This window comes from Achromobacter sp. (assembly GCF_032113835.1).
Classification (GTDB): domain Bacteria; phylum Pseudomonadota; class Gammaproteobacteria; order Burkholderiales; family Burkholderiaceae_B; genus Achromobacter.
Window position 1 is genome coordinate 17,352 of sequence record NZ_DAMCTG010000061.1, and the last position, 14,973, is coordinate 32,324.

Below are 14,973 nucleotides of genomic sequence, written 5' to 3' on the forward strand. Positions count from 1 at the left end.
GCGCATCCATAGCCTGGGTATGTCAGATCCCGATAGGCGCGGCCCGGCGCACGCAGCAGAATGCGTTCATACCCACCCAGAAAGGCGGAAACCATGGACTTTTCAATGTTGCGCACCCGGGCCGCGCGCTGGCCGGGCCTGGCGGTGATCGCGTTGGCGCTGCATGCCTCAGGCGGGGCCGAAGCGAAGGCCAATCTTGACGGTCCCATCACACCCGCCCAGCAATACGCGCTGGCCCTGGAAGCCCAGACGCAAGGCGACCATGGCGCGATGCTGACGTGGCTGCGCGCCGCCGCGCGCGCGGATCACCAGCCCGCGCAACGGATGCTGGGCATGGTGCTGATCGGCGGTCCGGCGTTGTATGGCCCGTCGTTGCCCGCCGACCTGTGCGAGGGTCGCGCGTGGCTGCTGCGCGCCGCCCGCCAGAACGAAGGCCCGTCGCAGGACGTCGCCTACGCCCTGTTCGGCCGCCCCAAGGACGCGCTGACCGCGCACTGCGAGCCCGCATGAATCTTCTCGATCCCGCATTGCTCACGGCTGTCGTCGCCGTCTTCATCCTGGCCGGCGTGGTCAAGGGCGTGGTCGGACTGGGCCTGCCCACCATTTCCATGGCATTGCTGGCGCTGGTGATGGCGCCGGCGCAGGCGGCGGCACTGCTGATCGTGCCGTCGCTCATCACCAACCTGTGGCAGGCGCTGCCGTGGGTCACGCTGCGCGCGGTCCTGCGCCGGATCGCCGGCATGCAGGCCGGCGTCTGCGTCGGCACGGTGGCGGGCGCACTGTGGCTGGGTCCTCCCTCAGGCGCATGGGCCGGCATCTGCCTGGGGATGGCGCTGGTCGCCTACGCTGCCTGGGGGCTATTTGGCTCGCCGCCCACCGTTCCGCCCCGGCACGAAGCATGGATCGGCATCGCGGTCGGCGCGGTCACCGGCGTGATCACGGCGGCCACCGGCGTCTTCGTCATCCCGGCCGTGCCCTATCTGCAAGCCCTGAAACTCGACAAGGACGCGCTCATCCAGGCCATGGGGATTTCCTTCACCGTGTCGACCGTGGCGCTGGCCGCGGGACTGTGGCTGAACGGCAGCTACACGACGGGCGCCGCCAGCGCCTCGACCCTGATGCTGCTGCCCGCGCTGGCCGGCATGGCGCTGGGGCAGCGGCTGCGCGATCGGCTATCGCCGCGCACGTTCAAGCTGTGCTTCATGATCAGCCTGGCGCTGTTGGGCGCTTACCAGGCCGGGCGCGGGCTGCTGGGCGTCTAGCGGCTGCGCGCTTTAAGTGGTCTGCAGGCTACGTGCCTTAGGCGGCCAGCCGGCTTCCGTCGACAGCGCCGATCGACACCGACATCTCGCGCCAGCGCGCCAGCTCCTGCTGCACCGACTGGATCTTGCTGCGCGCCTGGTCGAAGGAATCGCGGCCCAGGAACAGATGCAGCGGCGCGTACTGCGCCTCGGCAGCCTGGATCAGCGCCTGCGCCGCCTTGACCGGATCGCCGCCCTGGTCCCAGCCTTGCGCGCCGCGCGCGGCGAGCTCCGGGGATTCTTCCGCACTGGCCGCGCGCATCGCACCCGGATACACGAGCGACACGCGGATGCCCAGCGGCGCGGCGTCGGCGGCCAGGGATTCGGTCAGCCCGCTGACGGCAAACTTGGCGGCGCTGTAGGCGCCCCATTCCGGCGCGCGCCCGTCGAAGCCCAGGATCGACGAGATATTGAACACATGCCCGCCCCGCTGCGCGCGCAGGCGCGGCATCACTGCGCGAATGACGTTAAGCACCCCGAATACATGCGTATCGAAAGTGCCGCGCAATTGCGCGTCCGACAAGCGGTCGAGCGCGCCCTGCACGCCCTGACCGGCGCCGTTCACCACGACGTCGATGCCGCCAAACGCCGCGGCAGTGGCGTCCACCGCGCGGCGCACTGCACGCTCGTCGGCCAGATTGACCGTCAGAGGCAGGAACCGGCCTTCCAGCTTCGCGCCCACCGCTTCCAGCAACGCATCGCCATCGTCCGACGTGGCCGCGACCTTGTGCCCCTGGTCCAGCAGCATTTTGACCAGCGTGACGCCGAGTCCCGCCGACGCGTCCGTCACCAACCAGATTTTTTCGGTATTCATGCGATTCCCTTCCCTTGCTTGCGGCCGCCGGCAAGATGCCTGGCTGCCCGGCCGATGCCCCGTGCTCCGCAGAGCCACGGCCGGCGCGGCCCTGGACAGGATAGTAAGAATCGCCCGCGCGGGCGTACAGGCAGGATCTTGCGTGAAACCTGCCTATTTCTACGGCAATGCGTTATGGCGGATAATCCGTCTGTTTGCCGCCGCCACGCGCGGCGGGTCACTGCGGGGCTTTTTTCCCGCTGCTTTCGGAGTCAGCTATGTATCGCGGCATTGAGGCGATCGAACACTTCATGGAATCAATCGGCCTGACCTGGCAGCCCGGCCGCGTCGCGCGCGCCGAACTGCGCGTCAGCTACCGCATCGGCAACACCCGCCCGCTGGGCATCGACCGCACGCTGGTGGAATTCCACTGCGACACCAAACGGGCAAAGGTGTGGGTGCCGGAATTCTCGCGCACCAGCTTCCACCAATGGTTCGAAGTCCCGTATCAGGACTTCGAATACACGCCCGGCGGCTCCATGCTGAAGATCAAGGCCGCCGCGCGCGGCAACGCGCCGCCCTATAGCGTGGGCATCAAGCCGCTGGCCTGATTGCCACGCGCGGAGCGCCGGTCATAGCTGCTTGTACATGATCGTCGTTCCATCCACCTTGGCCGGGTCGAGCGGATCGCGCGCAAAGCCCGGAATCACCCCCACCGTCTGATAGCCCAGCGACGCATACAGCGGCTCGGCCGAATCGCCCGTGCGCGTGTCCAACGTAAGCAGGCTGCGATGCAGGCGGCGCGCCATGTCCTCCACCTCGTGCATCAGCCGGCGTGCAATGCCCTGGCGGCGGCAATCCGGATGCACCAGCAGCTTGCGCACCTCGGCGCGGTGCGGCTGGTTGGGCGGCGTGTCCACATCCAGCTGTACGGACCCGGCAACCCGGCCGTCGACGCGCGCCACCCACAACTTGACCGCCCCGCTTTCGACGCCCGGCAGCACCTTGCGCCGCCAGAACGCCTGCGCGTCGTCATGCGTGTACGGCAGCACGAAGCTGACGCTGGCCCCGCCCTGCACGCACGCGTGCAGCAAGGTGGCCAGTTCGGGGATGGCGGCCGCGGCGGAGTCGGCCGCCAGCAGCGTCAATTCAAGGTTTGCAGGGGTCATGGCAGGCTCAGACGATGAAAAGCAGGTAGCGGGCGCCGCTGTGCGGCGGAGTGACGAAGGCGCTGGCGCCGAAGAGCTGGTAGCGCAGGCAGTCGCCCGGCTGCAAGCGATGCGTCTGTCCGTCGGCCGTGACCGAGAGCTCTCCGTCCAGCATCAGCAGGTGGTGCTCCAGGCCCGGCCGCGGCGATTGTTCATAACTGATGCGGGCATCGGCGGCCAGTTCGCAGGCCAGCACCTCGCCCGCCAGACGCTGCGACGGCGGCGACACTGACCGGCGCCGGAAGCCCACGCTGTCATCCACCCACACCGCCTGCGCGGCTTCGGGCAAGCAGGCGGCAAAGTCGTCCTCGACCATCAGCATGAGGCGCGACATCGTCATGCCATGCGCAGCGCAAAGCTTGCCCAGCACGCTGGCGGTGGGGCTGACCTCGCCATTCTCGAGCCGCGACAACGTAGCGCGGCTGATGCCGGCGCGGCCGGCCAGATCATCCAGCGACCAGCCACGATCCTGGCGCAGGGTTTTGAGCCGGGCGGCCAGACGAAGGTCCAGCCCGGCGTCGGCGGTAGCGTTTGTTTGTTCCATATTAGGGAATTTATCCCAGATATGAAAAAACGTCGACCGCGTGGTTTCCCCGATGCGCAATCCGTTCGTCCGCCGGACACTACGAGCGACCCGCGCCGGATTCGGCACAATAGCGGTCATGCACTTGGGCAAACTCCTCTACATGACCATCTTTTGCGCGTTGACCTCCGGTTGCTCCCTTCCCTCGCTGGACAAGCGCAGCGAGTCGCAGGGGCTAACCGACGAGGTAGCCGGGGCCACGCCCCTGGGCCAGGCGATCGCCCCGCTGGCCGCCGCGCATCCCGGCAAGTCCGGCATCCACGCACTTGCCAATCCCCTGGACGCCTTCGCCGCGCGCATGATGCTGGCGCGCGCCGCCGAGCGCAGCCTGGACGTGCAGTACTACATCTGGCACGACGACATGACGGGCATCATGCTGTTCGAGGCGCTGCACGAGGCCGCCGACCGCGGCGTGCGCGTGCGCCTCCTGCTGGACGACAACGGCACGTCGGGACTGGACCGGACGCTGTCCGCGCTGGACGGGCATCCCAACATCGAGGTGCGGCTCTACAACCCCTTCACGCTGCGCTGGCCCAAGCCGCTCGGTTACCTGACGGACTTCAACCGGCTGAACCGCCGGATGCACAACAAGTCGTTCACCGCCGACAACCAGGCCACCATCGTCGGCGGCCGCAATATCGGCGACGAATACTTTGGCGCCTCCGACGGCGTGCTGTTCAGGGACATGGACGTGCTGGCCATCGGCGCCGCCGTCAGCGACGTGTCGGGCGACTTCGACCGCTACTGGCGCAGCGATTCCGCCTATCCGGTGGAAGGCATCGTCCGGAAGGCTGCGTCCAACGAACTGGAAGAACTGGAGGCGGACGCCGCCGCGGTCGAACAATCGCCCGAGGCCGCGGCCTATGCGCAGGCCATGCGCGACCTGCCCTTCATCCGGCAATTGCTTAGCGGCGAACTGCCCCTGATCTGGGCGAGCACTCGCATGGTCAGCGACGATCCGCGCAAGACGCTGGGCACCGCGCCGCGCGAGGCAATGCTGCCGCACCAACTGCACGAGATCGTGGGCGAGCCGGCAAAGGAACTGCTGCTGGTGTCGCCCTACTTCGTGCCCACCGCCGCCGGCACGCAGGCGTTTGCCAAGATGGCACGCGATGGCGTCAAGGTCAGGGTGCTGACCAATGCGCTGGAAGCCACCGATGTGGCCGTGGTGCATTCGGGCTACGCCAAGCGCCGCAAGGACCTGCTGGCCGCCGGCGTCGAGCTCTACGAAATGAAGCGCGCGGTGCAGGGCGTCGAGCGCAACAAGAGCTTGGGTCCCTTCGGCAGCTCCGGTTCCAGCCTGCACGCCAAGACCTTCGCGGTGGACGGCGAGCGCGTCTTCGTCGGGTCGTTCAACTTCGATCCCCGGTCGGCGCGATTGAACACCGAGCTGGGCTTTGTGATCGACAGCCCGGCGCTGGCACAGGGCATCGCGGATGCCTTCGACGACGAGCTGCCCCGCACCGCCTACCGGGTCAAGCTGGACGACATGGGCAAGGTCTACTGGCTGGAAGAGCGCGACGGCCACACGGTGCGCCACGACCGCGAACCCGGCGCCAGTTTGTTGCAACGCGCGACCGTGTGGGTGGCGTCGCTGCTGCCGCTGGAGCCGTTGTTGTAGGGGTGGGTGTCGTGACGCGGCTCGGCCGTCGCGAACCGGTCGTCGCGAACTGGTCGTCGCGACCCGGTGATCATGACCCGGTGATCATGACCCGGTCTATCGCCACCTGGTCATCCGCGACCCGGTCTATCGCCACCCGGTCGTCCGCGACCTGGTCTATCGTGACCCGGTCGATTGTGACCCGGTCTATCGTGGCCTGGTCTATCGAAATCCGCAACAAGCGGAGTGGCCGGTTTTTCAGCAAGGCGTAGACTGGACGCAACGATTATCCGCAGTGATTCTGCCGCAGTAAATTCGACGCGGTGATTCGCCATTCGACGACCATAACCATGACCATGACGTCCGCCGACGCCCTGCTGGCGCAGCAGGATTGGACCCGAGCCGTTGCCGATCTCGACGCGCACGGCAACGCCGTCCTGCCTGCGTTGCTGACGCCTGCGCAATGCACCGGGCTGTCGGACGCCTACGACCGCGACGATCGCTACCGCAGCCGGATCGTGATGGCACGCCACGGATTCGGGCGCGGCGAATACAAGTATTTCCGCTATCCCTTGCCTGACCTGCTTACCCGCCTGCGCGGCGCGCTTTATGCCCAATTGGCGCCCATCGCCAACCGATGGAACCGGCAAATGGGCATCGGCGTGCAGTATCCGGCGGACCACGCGGATTTTCTTGCGCGCTGCCACGCGGCCGGCCAGCGCCGGCCCACGCCGTTGATCCTGCAGTACGGGCCGGGCGACTACAACTGCCTGCACCAGGACCTGTATGGCGAACACGTGTTTCCGTTGCAGGTGGCGGTGCTGCTGTCCGGGCCCGGCGAGGATTTCACCGGCGGCGAATTCGTCATGACGGAAACAGGCAGCCGCGAGCAGCGCGCCGACGTGCTGCCCCTGCAACAAGGCGATGCGCTGATCTTCACAGTAAACCAGCGCCCAGTTCCCGGCGTGCGCGGGTGGCGCAAGGTGGCCATGCGCCATGGCGTGAGCGAGCTGCGCTCAGGACGGCGCCATACGCTGGGCATCATCTTTCACGACGCGGTGTGACATGACCCTGGACCTATTCGGCGGCGACGATCCCGCCCAGCAGGGCCGCGTGTCCATCGGCCCGCAATCAGTGGTGTTGCGCGGCTTTGCGCTGCCGACCGTGGACGCGCTGCTGGCCGGCGTGGACGACGTCACCGCGCAGGCGCCATTCCGGCATATGGAGACGCCCGGCGGCTACACGATGTCGGTGGCGCTGACCAATTGCGGTGAGCTGGGTTGGACGACGGACGCCCGCGGCTATCGCTACAGCCGCATCGACCCCGTGTCCAGACACCCCTGGCCGGCAATGCCGCAGGCCTTCAGGCAGTTGGCGCAGGACGCGGCGCAGGAAGCCGGTTTTCCGGATTTTGCGCCGGATGCGTGCCTGGTCAACCGCTACGAACCCGGCTCGCGCCTGTCACTGCACCAGGACCGCAACGAGCGCGATTTCGACGCACCCATCGTGTCGGTGTCCCTGGGCATGCCGGCGATGTTTCTGTTCGGGGGAGACGACCGAGCGGATCGCGCAGCGAGGGTGCCACTGTTTCATGGCGACGTGGTGGTGTGGGGCGGCGTGGACCGCCTGCGGTTTCATGGCGTGATGCCGCTGAAGGATCTGCCGCATCCGAGGCTGGGCAGCCAGAGAATCAACTTCACGATACGTAAGGCGGGATAGGGTCTATCCTCAATACCGGAAGTCCCCGGCGTTCCCACCAGAATGAATGTGTGATCCGGTGCTTATGGGATCGAGGGCACCGCTCCTCTGGTAAGTCCCGCGCAAGATCATCAACACGCAAGGCCACGTCCCTACCATTTAGGTCGCCATCAAGCTCTAAAAGCAGGCTCAACGCAACGTGCCGGCGAAGCCCTTCAGCTTGACCTTCGATTTAAAAGCCGCCATGAACCAGTTTGCCATCCTCTTCGGATGGCCGCTTCACTGCTGCGCGCGGATTAACAAATTTTCAAACGCCTCGCCTACAAAAATCTATCGGGCTTATTTTCAGCCAGCTACCGAAAATCAGACGGCACACCAGCCAATTGCTCATTAATGAACCAGCCCTCAGGCTTACATCCGGGGACTTCCCATTCGGCCCCAGCCGAAATCCAACGATCTCTATATTTGGTGGCACCGCGCTTGGTTGAATCTTGATAACCGTGCTCAACGCCACAGCAAGGACAAAAATCGAAAAGTGGCGTGAGTGCGTCGTTCCCCCATGGAGGAACTTCTGAGCGATACCCGCAAACTCGGCAATTTAACTTATCGTCACTGCGCATAAGAACACTCCAAATTTGAAAAAAGGCAACAGTTCAGGGCGCGATTCCCCGCCTGCTCCGGTTCCTTTTGCACCTACTTAGGAATGATTTTTACCTCACTCCATAGTGGTTTCATCCCTAAACTTTCCATATAAGTCCCAAAGTCGACAAAGCCCTTAACCCCAATATCTTCGTATAAAAACCATGACGCCTCACACTCTTGACATACGAACAAGCAAGTGTCGCCAGCCATAATGCTTGCCTTGACAATATCTCCCTGCCCACACCTAGGACACAACATATAAATCCTCTTTACTTAATCAGGATAGGCAGTAATTACCTGATTGGCCCCAGGCCGAACGATAATTTTAATACTCGTTTCCCCCGAAGTGCCAAAGGGTCGGCCCATCGGGACGACATATGACCCCGGATCACCGCCGAGATCGCGCCCCCAATGCGGCGCTAGATACCAGACGGTCCCCACTCTCCATTAAGCTTGCCCGCCTCCACAGCCGCTTGATCCCGTTCGTGGTGTCTCCGCGGCACTGGATCGCTAGGACATTGCCCACGGTAAAACATTAAATTGAAAGCAAGCGATCCCGGAGACAGGCATCAACGTCAGCGCTGGCGACCCCGGGCGCTCCAGCCTGAAGCCATTGTTCGAACTCACGGGGAAAAGGCGTTCTGAATTTCCCTCCCTTAACGGCCGAAGTTTCCCCTTGACCAAATTCGACAACAAACCTTAAATGGTGCACCGATATAACCCAAAGCTTCTTCAAATCCGGATGATCGGGAACACCCGATGACTCATCTGACGTAAATTCAGATTCCCCTTCTATTAACGCCAATACGTCTCTAGCAAAACCGTTATCCATCAGGAGCCTAATATCGGCAACTTTATTCATATACCAAGCAGCACTTCATAAAAGAATCCTAACGAACTTTAATTCTATTAACGCCATCACGCGACCCTCCTCATCGTGGTGCAATTTAAATAGACGTCAATAGCCACTTCCATGAGCACAACAAAGTCGGAAACAGCCATGGTAGACATCTCTATTTCACCTACATAAACGACGGCAAGGGGAGTTTCCGTCATCGACATTAAACCTCCAAAAGCATCCATCCCTGGCTAACTAAGTCTTTAACTTTGAAAACCATAGCCCATCGAGGTCTGAATTAATCCCTAAATTTCTCCATTCGAGAACAATCTGTTTAGCTATCTCCTCCGTGGTTCCTCGATAGGATAAATCAGGAATCCATCCGTCTGCTCCTGGAAAGGCCCTAACAGGAACAGCTCCGTTTTCGAGCAATGCGACAATGCTGCGAGCTGCAAAGACATCGAGAAGCTGCCCTTCCAACCCAAAACTATCCATTCCTACCGGGATAATCTGCCATAGCCCGATAGCATCGACATCCAACTCGTTTGGAATTCGCGCTATCCACTCACTCATTGGCACGCCGAAAAACCGGTCAACGGGCTCTTTAGTCATTGTTGATGAACCTTAAAACCTTTTGGATAACCCGGAATATCAATATCCAGGGTCGATCTCGAATTATCGGACAGCCGGACGCCGACTCGCCCCCCGCCGGGGAGAGCATACCAAGCCCCCTTCCCCCCCGCATACGAACCACCCAGAGACGCACCCGTCAATAGGTCTGTTTTCACCTGATCGAACTCATTTTATGAAACAGTTCTAATATTCGGCGTAGCGCCCTTGTTGACGTAACTCACAAATTGACCGTTAGGCTTTAATACGTCATCGGCGTTCTTGAAAATTAATCCGGGGGGCTGCTCTTCGGGTAACGGCGAGGAGGTCGTAGTTCCACCATGAGCCCAATTATTCTCTTGCCCGGGCACCCCACCAACGTCGCCGTCAGTCCAGCCAGCAGACTGGTCACAAGGTTGATCCGTGCTTCCCGCTCAGCTGGATCCAATTTTCCCGCCGGCTTTCCAAAGGCCTGATCCATCCGCTGGCTGAGAACGATTCCCGCCGAAGCCCCGGCAGCATTCGTCGGCCTTGCCAGAGGCGCCTTCAAGGGTGGTGTCGCCGCTGGACTGGATCGCCAGGACATTGCCCGCGGTGCCGCTGGAATTGGTCCAGCTTTCGTCCTGGCCGCTAGTGGAGTAGCCTATGCAGATGCTGGCGCTGCTGCTCTTGCTGGTGGTCCTTTGCTCGGAGACGTTCCTGCGTCGTATTCTGCGCCGCTCCGACGCTGTCCTCTTGGCCTGGCCAATCAGGGTGATGTTGCCCTGGCATGCGATATCGTTGCTGCCCACGACGTTCAGCACGTTGCCCGCGCCCCCCCTCGCCAGACTGCACTAGGAGGCTACTAGCTTCCCATCATCGCCAACCCAAATTAACCCCGGCAGTTCGTAAAAGTAGTATGTGAGTTCCAGATCATGCATATCATTAGCATGCGCAGGCCACTTATTACGCACGAAATTCATAATCTCAGAAACTGGCGCGTTCCAATGCGCTTCGGGATTCTCGATAGTTAATTTGGGCGTAGGATTTTGCGCAGAGATATAACAATCAGACCCAGGAACAATAAATATGACTCTGCCACTCTTAAGCAATTTTTCCAGCATCAAGAAAAACAGTTCTTTCTGTTCGTGAAATTTCGTATTTGGATAGCACCCACACACAGCTCCAAATAGACCTGAAACCCATTGCCCGAACGCTGTTCGAGTGACTTCATTCTCATGCTCAATATTCATAACCAAAACGGGTGTGGCTAGTCGAATCTGGGGTCCCGGGCGTCGTGACCGGCAAACATCACCTCCGGCGTTCACCTGCCCCCTATGTCCTCTTCTTTATATACGATCCCAGCCTTCTCCATCCCTTCCCAAAACACGGACAGGCGACCGCAATTCGGACATTTCAGCAATATTTTCATTTTTTTATATATATCCTCAGCATTCGATTCACTGGCAAAAAAGGCATCGAAATCCACATCCGATATGATCATCCATTGATCCTGACTGGGAATATCACCCAACCGAAAACAGTATCCACATTCGCAAATTTTTTTTGGCATGGCTACTTTCCAATAATCTTAATGTCAGTAATATTAGTTGCTCCCGCCCCTCGCACGCGGCCCAACAAATTTCCAAGTTGCTCCGTAGTAACCGTGGTGCTTCTTAAATCCAAAACTATACCGGTCGCTTGAGTATTTTTCTTTGCAATCGCGGAAACGATTGCGTTCGAATTTTTTGGTGATTGGTGTATATACATCGTACTGGATGCCATTTACGAGTAAATCAGACGTCCCCCCTCAGCTCTGGTGCCAGAAGGCGCGCGCAGGAAGACGTCATTGCCAAGATCTGCCATGTATTGAGCGGCAGAACGTTCGCTCGCCGAGAAGTCACCTTCACCAACGGTGAGCTTCCCACCTTTAGATATCCCGCCTCCGTCGCTAAAAATCAGGCCCGGACCCTGCTCGTCCGGTAGCGGCGAAGTCGTCGTCATCCCGCCGGACGGCCCATTATTCTCCTGCCCCGGAATTCCGCCAACGTTCGGCACTTGTCCTGGTTGAGCCGGCAACTGCGTATCAGGCAGATTCCCGACACTACCGCTAGGCGGCGCGGCGACCGGCGGAATATATTGCTGCGCTATCGACTTCCACTGTCGCTGCTCGCCTCATCCTCTGCCCTAAAGAGAGAAAATTACCTTTGATTTGTTGGCCACAGCCTTGATCAAAAAACGTCGAAGATCGATCAACTCTGACAATGCTAAGTCTTTAGACACACATGCCCGTATGGCTACGCGGTCCTGTGTCCAGCCACTCACAAATTCTACAGTCTGTGCACGGAGAGCGCGAAGGCCTAAGATATGCTTTTCGAGCGCATTTATGACCACCTCCAGTGTAGAAACATCAGCTTCGTCTTCTTCATACTGATCAAAAATAGTGCCTTGGATGGCATTAATATTTTTCCAGAAACCTGACGAGAACAGCCATTCGGAAACCAATCCGGAGAGCGTTAATTTCGCGTCGCAACCTTCCACCCAGAAGAACGATCGTTGCATCCTCATGTACGTCGCCACTTTTTCACTTAATCAGAATTTTTAAAATGAGTCAAACCATTCCTCACACCTGATGGAATACCGGTCTGCGTAGTTTTCTCTACTCCAACCAACGGAACATTGTGCGGAATGGCATTGCCATTCTGATCCAAATACTGCCCAGCCGAATTCTGCACACGATAATAATTACCTGCATTATCCAAGACCACTGAAACGCCTGTCATTGCATTTGTGAAAACAGTTTTTCCGGAGGTTGTATATTCTACTTTGGGATTTTCTCCGACCACATTACGCACTGTTTCTTTCAGCGATCCACTGGACCAGTTTCCACTATGCTCGGCCGCGCGCGCTGCCCCGGACGGGTCATAAATCGGCACGTCTGATATTTTTCCTGGCGGCAAGCCCTGGCTATATATTAAAACCGGCCCCTCCTCATCCGGCAGAGGGGAGCTGATCGTAGTACCGCCTATGGGCCCATTATTCTCCTGTCCCGGCACCGCAATAGGCTCAACGGGCCGACCTGGCACCACCGGAATTTCGGGACCATACCTGCCCTCATCGCCTATTGAGGGAGGCAGAGCAGTCAAATGCACCACGCTCCCCGGCTTTCCAGGCAGCGCCGCCTCCTTTCCAGCAATGTCGCTCACAAGTTCTGCTGCCCAAGGACCCAAAGCTCCGGCGGCAATGCCCGACATCGCGGCGGTAACCACGTAGGTGACGCCATCCTTCGTTTGCATCCAAAGAGTTGTCGACTTCTCCGACACCACAGTGACGACTCGCTGGCAACTGGTCGTTGTCGCACACTTAGCTGCCGCCGCAGCTGCAACCGGCGCCAAGAACCCCCAGTTCTGTGATGTCTCCAGCGTGGCGGCCATCCCGGCCGTTGCTGGATCACCGCCTGCTGCAGCCGCTATGCCCGCTACTAAGCTGGTGACCATATTGCGCCGAGCTTCGACTTGCTCAGGCGTAAGGCCCTCCGCCGAACCCATCAGGCTATTCAGGATGCTTCCCGCCCCCGCGCCCAATGCGCCGGATGCGCAAGCGGCACCCTTTCCTGCCGCACCCGCACATCCCAAGATACCGTGCAGAGCCGCGCGCGCTCCTTCGGCCTCGTTGCCGGTACCCAGCAGATCGGCGATCTGTTTCACCTGCGATGCCGCCATGCCCTGGAGATAGTTGACTGCGGCCGATTGGACAAATGCGCTGGTGGAACCCGTCACATTCGCGCCGGCGGCTCCCGACAACGCCACCAAGATCAGCCCATACTTGCCACCGGCACTCCAGTCCTGCGCATGCTGCAACTGATCCAGAAGCGCCGTCATCTGCGCAGCATCAATTGCCTTGCCGTTCTTAACCGCATCGGCTAAGGCTTTTTCCGCCGCTTGCTTTTCCTTCGCCCGATTCGTCAAAAACTGCCCCATCTGCCGCTGGGCTTCGGACGCAATCTCAAACCCCGCTTCGATCTTCTCCTTATCAAAGATCGGCTTAAGCGCATTCAACGTATCCGACGTATCCCGGTTCAACGTCGCAATCGTCTCCGCAGCCGTCTTGCCGGTCAGCGCGACCTGCGCCGCCTCATCACGAATAACGATCGTGCCGCCACTGATGCCGCTCTGGGTCGTTGAACTGCTGTTGCCGCTCGCGGCGACCACGATCGGTGTGCCCATTCCAAAGCCGCTACTGCCCGTGGAAATGGACGTGCCCGCATCTTTGCTCGCGCCGCCAGCGACCTCGCCGCCCTTGGTGGTACCCAGGCCTGAGTCGCTCGCTTTAGCGCCGCCAAACCCGAACCCACCCCCGATCGACACCTGGCTGCCGCTGTAGCGCGCGGTGTTCTTAAGATCTTCGGTGACCAATGTCCCCGTGGTCAGCTTGTTCAAGCCGTCGGCGACCGCCTTGTCGCTGCTGGCGATGACGCTGCCGATGAGCGTGGTGTTGTTCTTGACGTCGATCAGGAAGCCGCCGTCGCCCGCCCACAAGCCCGTTTGCTCCGTCACGGTCTTGAAGTTGCTGTTCATCTTGCCCGTGCTGGCGTTGGCCGAGACGCTACTCGAGCCCGCGCAGTACGGAGGGATGCACAGCGTCAGGCCGAAGCCCGCGCTCTTGTTCTTGGAGTCGTACTTGCTGCTGTCCTGCAAGCTCTCCAGCAACAGATTGCCGCCAACCGATGCGATGATCTGGTCGGCCTTGGCTGCCGCCCCCTTGAGGGTGGTGTCGCCACCGGACTGGATCGCCAGGACGTTGCCTGCGGTGACGTTGGTGTTGGTCCAGCTTTCGTCCTTGCCGTTGGCGTTGCCTCGGCCCACGGACGCACCCAGTTCGAGCGTCCACCCGTTTTGCTCGCCGCCAGTGGAGTAGCCGATACCGATGCTGGCGCTGCTGCTCTTGCTGGTGGTCTTTTGCTCGAAGGCGTTGCGCGCGGCCTCCAGCAGGATGTCGCCTTCGGCTTTGAGCACCGCGTTGTTGCCGGCCGACAGCGTCGAACCCGTGACGGTGATGTCCGAGTCCTGGCCCGCACCTTGCGCAACGATGGTCAGGTCCTTGCCTGCGGCGACGGTCGACCCGAAAGCGTTTGATGCATTGCGGTCGGTGGTGCTGCTGCTCTTGCTGGTGCCCAGGCTGAGCTTGATGCTGACGCCGCCGAGCTTGTCGATTTGGTTGGACGAGCCCGGCTTGGCTGCTTCGGCCGCAGCGGCCGCCTTGGAAGACGCTTGCACCGCGTCGTAGGCATTAACTGCCGCCAATCCTGTGGTGACTCCCGCCAGGCCCTGCATGACCGCGTTATCTGACTTGCCCGCCGCATCCGCCATGCGCACGCCCGTTTGCACGGCGCTGACGATAGGGTTGCTCGCCGTGAGCGTCAGCCCTGTCTGCTTAATCTCATGGAATTCGCGCTCCTGGGTGGTGTCCAGCGCGGCGCCGATGTTGACTTCCTTGCCGATCAGCGTGATGTCGCCTTGGCGTGCGATGACGTTGCTGCCTGTGATGTTCAGCGCGTTGCCCGCGTTGATCAGCACATCGCCTTCTACGCTGCCGACGGTGCTGGCGTTGTGGAAGACTTTTTTGCTGTCCAGCGAGTCGGTCTGTTTGCTGGTGCCAAAGCTAAACCCGCCCATGGCGCCAAAGCCGGACTTCTTGACCATCTTGTAGTCGTAGCTGTCCT

At 60.7% G+C, this 14,973-nt stretch carries 17 protein-coding genes; 6 read left to right on the forward strand and 11 right to left on the reverse strand.

Annotated elements, in window-relative coordinates:
* The first annotated feature begins 105 nt into the window (after positions 1 to 105).
* Together RT697_RS19200 and RT697_RS19205 are read left to right on the forward strand one after the other, a co-directional pair.
* Positions 106 to 510, forward strand: coding sequence for a sel1 repeat family protein (locus tag RT697_RS19200; protein WP_313701049.1), 405 nt, complete (start codon positions 106 to 108; stop codon positions 508 to 510).
* On the forward strand, positions 507 to 1,262 hold the full coding sequence (locus RT697_RS19205; RefSeq protein ID WP_313701051.1) for a sulfite exporter TauE/SafE family protein: 756 nt from the start codon (positions 507 to 509) through the stop codon (positions 1,260 to 1,262). The genes RT697_RS19200 and RT697_RS19205 overlap by 4 nt, the downstream gene beginning before the upstream one ends.
* 37 nt (positions 1,263 to 1,299) lie before the next feature.
* Here RT697_RS19205 and RT697_RS19210 read toward each other — a convergent pair whose 3' ends face one another.
* Entirely contained in the window at positions 1,300 to 2,115 is an 816-nt protein-coding gene (locus RT697_RS19210) for an SDR family NAD(P)-dependent oxidoreductase (protein ID WP_313701053.1), read from the reverse strand.
* A 257-nt stretch (positions 2,116 to 2,372) separates the two neighbouring features.
* Between RT697_RS19210 and RT697_RS19215 the strand changes: the two genes are divergently transcribed.
* Positions 2,373 to 2,705 carry a hypothetical protein gene (locus RT697_RS19215; RefSeq protein ID WP_313701054.1) on the forward strand — a complete coding sequence of 111 codons (333 nt, stop codon included), beginning with the start codon at positions 2,373 to 2,375 and terminating at the stop codon, positions 2,703 to 2,705.
* Between the two features lie 21 nt (positions 2,706 to 2,726).
* Here RT697_RS19215 and RT697_RS19220 read toward each other — a convergent pair whose 3' ends face one another.
* Together RT697_RS19220 and RT697_RS19225 are read right to left on the reverse strand one after the other, a co-directional pair.
* A complete protein-coding gene (locus RT697_RS19220) occupies positions 2,727 to 3,263 on the reverse strand; it encodes a GNAT family N-acetyltransferase (RefSeq protein WP_313701055.1) in 537 nt (178 codons plus the stop codon).
* Positions 3,264 to 3,270: 7 nt separating this feature from the next.
* The gene (locus tag RT697_RS19225) at positions 3,271 to 3,846 is read right to left on the reverse strand and encodes an XRE family transcriptional regulator (protein WP_313701057.1); all 576 of its coding nucleotides are present in this window, start codon (positions 3,844 to 3,846) and stop codon (positions 3,271 to 3,273) included.
* A gap of 118 nt (positions 3,847 to 3,964) precedes the next feature.
* On the opposite strand from RT697_RS19225, the gene RT697_RS19230 reads away from it, so the two are divergent.
* From RT697_RS19230 to alkB, 3 genes are all read left to right on the forward strand, one after another.
* On the forward strand, positions 3,965 to 5,506 hold the full coding sequence (locus RT697_RS19230) for a phospholipase D family protein (protein ID WP_409517461.1): 1,542 nt from the start codon (positions 3,965 to 3,967) through the stop codon (positions 5,504 to 5,506).
* Between the two features lie 329 nt (positions 5,507 to 5,835).
* Positions 5,836 to 6,549 (forward strand): 2OG-Fe(II) oxygenase, encoded by a 714-nt coding sequence (locus RT697_RS19235; protein ID WP_409517462.1) that lies wholly within the window; start codon positions 5,836 to 5,838, stop codon positions 6,547 to 6,549.
* Position 6,550: 1 nt separating this feature from the next.
* Positions 6,551 to 7,204 (forward strand): DNA oxidative demethylase AlkB, encoded by a 654-nt coding sequence (gene alkB / locus RT697_RS19240; RefSeq protein ID WP_313701060.1) that lies wholly within the window; start codon positions 6,551 to 6,553, stop codon positions 7,202 to 7,204.
* 1,156 nt (positions 7,205 to 8,360) lie between these two features.
* Here the strand turns inward: alkB and RT697_RS19245 are convergent.
* The 8 genes from RT697_RS19245 to RT697_RS19275 form a co-directional block, all read right to left on the reverse strand.
* A complete protein-coding gene (locus RT697_RS19245) occupies positions 8,361 to 8,687 on the reverse strand; it encodes a hypothetical protein (RefSeq protein WP_313701062.1) in 327 nt (108 codons plus the stop codon).
* Between the two features lie 231 nt (positions 8,688 to 8,918).
* Positions 8,919 to 9,275 carry a hypothetical protein gene (locus RT697_RS19250; protein ID WP_313701064.1) on the reverse strand — a complete coding sequence of 119 codons (357 nt, stop codon included), beginning with the start codon at positions 9,273 to 9,275 and terminating at the stop codon, positions 8,919 to 8,921.
* A gap of 431 nt (positions 9,276 to 9,706) precedes the next feature.
* Positions 9,707 to 10,075, reverse strand: a complete 369-nt coding sequence (locus RT697_RS19255; RefSeq protein ID WP_313701066.1) for a hypothetical protein — start codon at positions 10,073 to 10,075, stop codon at positions 9,707 to 9,709.
* A 30-nt stretch (positions 10,076 to 10,105) separates the two neighbouring features.
* Positions 10,106 to 10,504 (reverse strand): hypothetical protein, encoded by a 399-nt coding sequence (locus RT697_RS19260; protein WP_313701068.1) that lies wholly within the window; start codon positions 10,502 to 10,504, stop codon positions 10,106 to 10,108.
* 71 nt (positions 10,505 to 10,575) lie between these two features.
* On the reverse strand, positions 10,576 to 10,824 hold the full coding sequence (locus tag RT697_RS19265; protein ID WP_313701069.1) for a hypothetical protein: 249 nt from the start codon (positions 10,822 to 10,824) through the stop codon (positions 10,576 to 10,578).
* A 2-nt stretch (positions 10,825 to 10,826) separates the two neighbouring features.
* Positions 10,827 to 11,036 carry a hypothetical protein gene (locus RT697_RS27100; protein WP_409517463.1) on the reverse strand — a complete coding sequence of 70 codons (210 nt, stop codon included), beginning with the start codon at positions 11,034 to 11,036 and terminating at the stop codon, positions 10,827 to 10,829.
* 402 nt (positions 11,037 to 11,438) lie between these two features.
* Entirely contained in the window at positions 11,439 to 11,813 is a 375-nt protein-coding gene (locus RT697_RS19270; RefSeq protein WP_313701071.1) for a hypothetical protein, read from the reverse strand.
* Positions 11,814 to 11,839: 26 nt separating this feature from the next.
* Positions 11,840 to 14,953, reverse strand: coding sequence for a hemagglutinin repeat-containing protein (locus RT697_RS19275; RefSeq protein ID WP_313701073.1), 3,114 nt, complete (start codon positions 14,951 to 14,953; stop codon positions 11,840 to 11,842).
* Positions 14,954 to 14,973: the final 20 nt, after the last annotated feature.

Coding starts and splice junctions, on each gene's coding strand:
- RT697_RS19205 (WP_313701051.1), top strand. CDS start 507: ATGAATCTTCTCGATCCCGCATTGCTCACGGCTGTCGTCGCCGTCTTC.
- RT697_RS19210 (WP_313701053.1), bottom strand. CDS start 2,115: ATGAATACCGAAAAAATCTGGTTGGTGACGGACGCGTCGGCGGGACTC.
- RT697_RS27100 (WP_409517463.1), bottom strand. CDS start 11,036: ATGGCATCCAGTACGATGTATATACACCAATCACCAAAAAATTCGAAC.
- RT697_RS19230 (WP_409517461.1), top strand. CDS start 3,965: ATGCACTTGGGCAAACTCCTCTACATGACCATCTTTTGCGCGTTGACC.
- RT697_RS19235 (WP_409517462.1), top strand. CDS start 5,836: ATGACCATGACGTCCGCCGACGCCCTGCTGGCGCAGCAGGATTGGACC.
- RT697_RS19220 (WP_313701055.1), bottom strand. CDS start 3,263: ATGACCCCTGCAAACCTTGAATTGACGCTGCTGGCGGCCGACTCCGCC.
- RT697_RS19260 (WP_313701068.1), bottom strand. CDS start 10,504: ATGAATATTGAGCATGAGAATGAAGTCACTCGAACAGCGTTCGGGCAA.
- RT697_RS19265 (WP_313701069.1), bottom strand. CDS start 10,824: ATGCCAAAAAAAATTTGCGAATGTGGATACTGTTTTCGGTTGGGTGAT.
- RT697_RS19225 (WP_313701057.1), bottom strand. CDS start 3,846: ATGGAACAAACAAACGCTACCGCCGACGCCGGGCTGGACCTTCGTCTG.
- RT697_RS19215 (WP_313701054.1), top strand. CDS start 2,373: ATGTATCGCGGCATTGAGGCGATCGAACACTTCATGGAATCAATCGGC.
- RT697_RS19250 (WP_313701064.1), bottom strand. CDS start 9,275: ATGACTAAAGAGCCCGTTGACCGGTTTTTCGGCGTGCCAATGAGTGAG.
- RT697_RS19270 (WP_313701071.1), bottom strand. CDS start 11,813: ATGCAACGATCGTTCTTCTGGGTGGAAGGTTGCGACGCGAAATTAACG.
- RT697_RS19275 (WP_313701073.1), bottom strand. CDS start 14,953: ATGGTCAAGAAGTCCGGCTTTGGCGCCATGGGCGGGTTTAGCTTTGGC.
- RT697_RS19200 (WP_313701049.1), top strand. CDS start 106: ATGTTGCGCACCCGGGCCGCGCGCTGGCCGGGCCTGGCGGTGATCGCG.
- RT697_RS19245 (WP_313701062.1), bottom strand. CDS start 8,687: ATGAATAAAGTTGCCGATATTAGGCTCCTGATGGATAACGGTTTTGCT.
- alkB (WP_313701060.1), top strand. CDS start 6,551: ATGACCCTGGACCTATTCGGCGGCGACGATCCCGCCCAGCAGGGCCGC.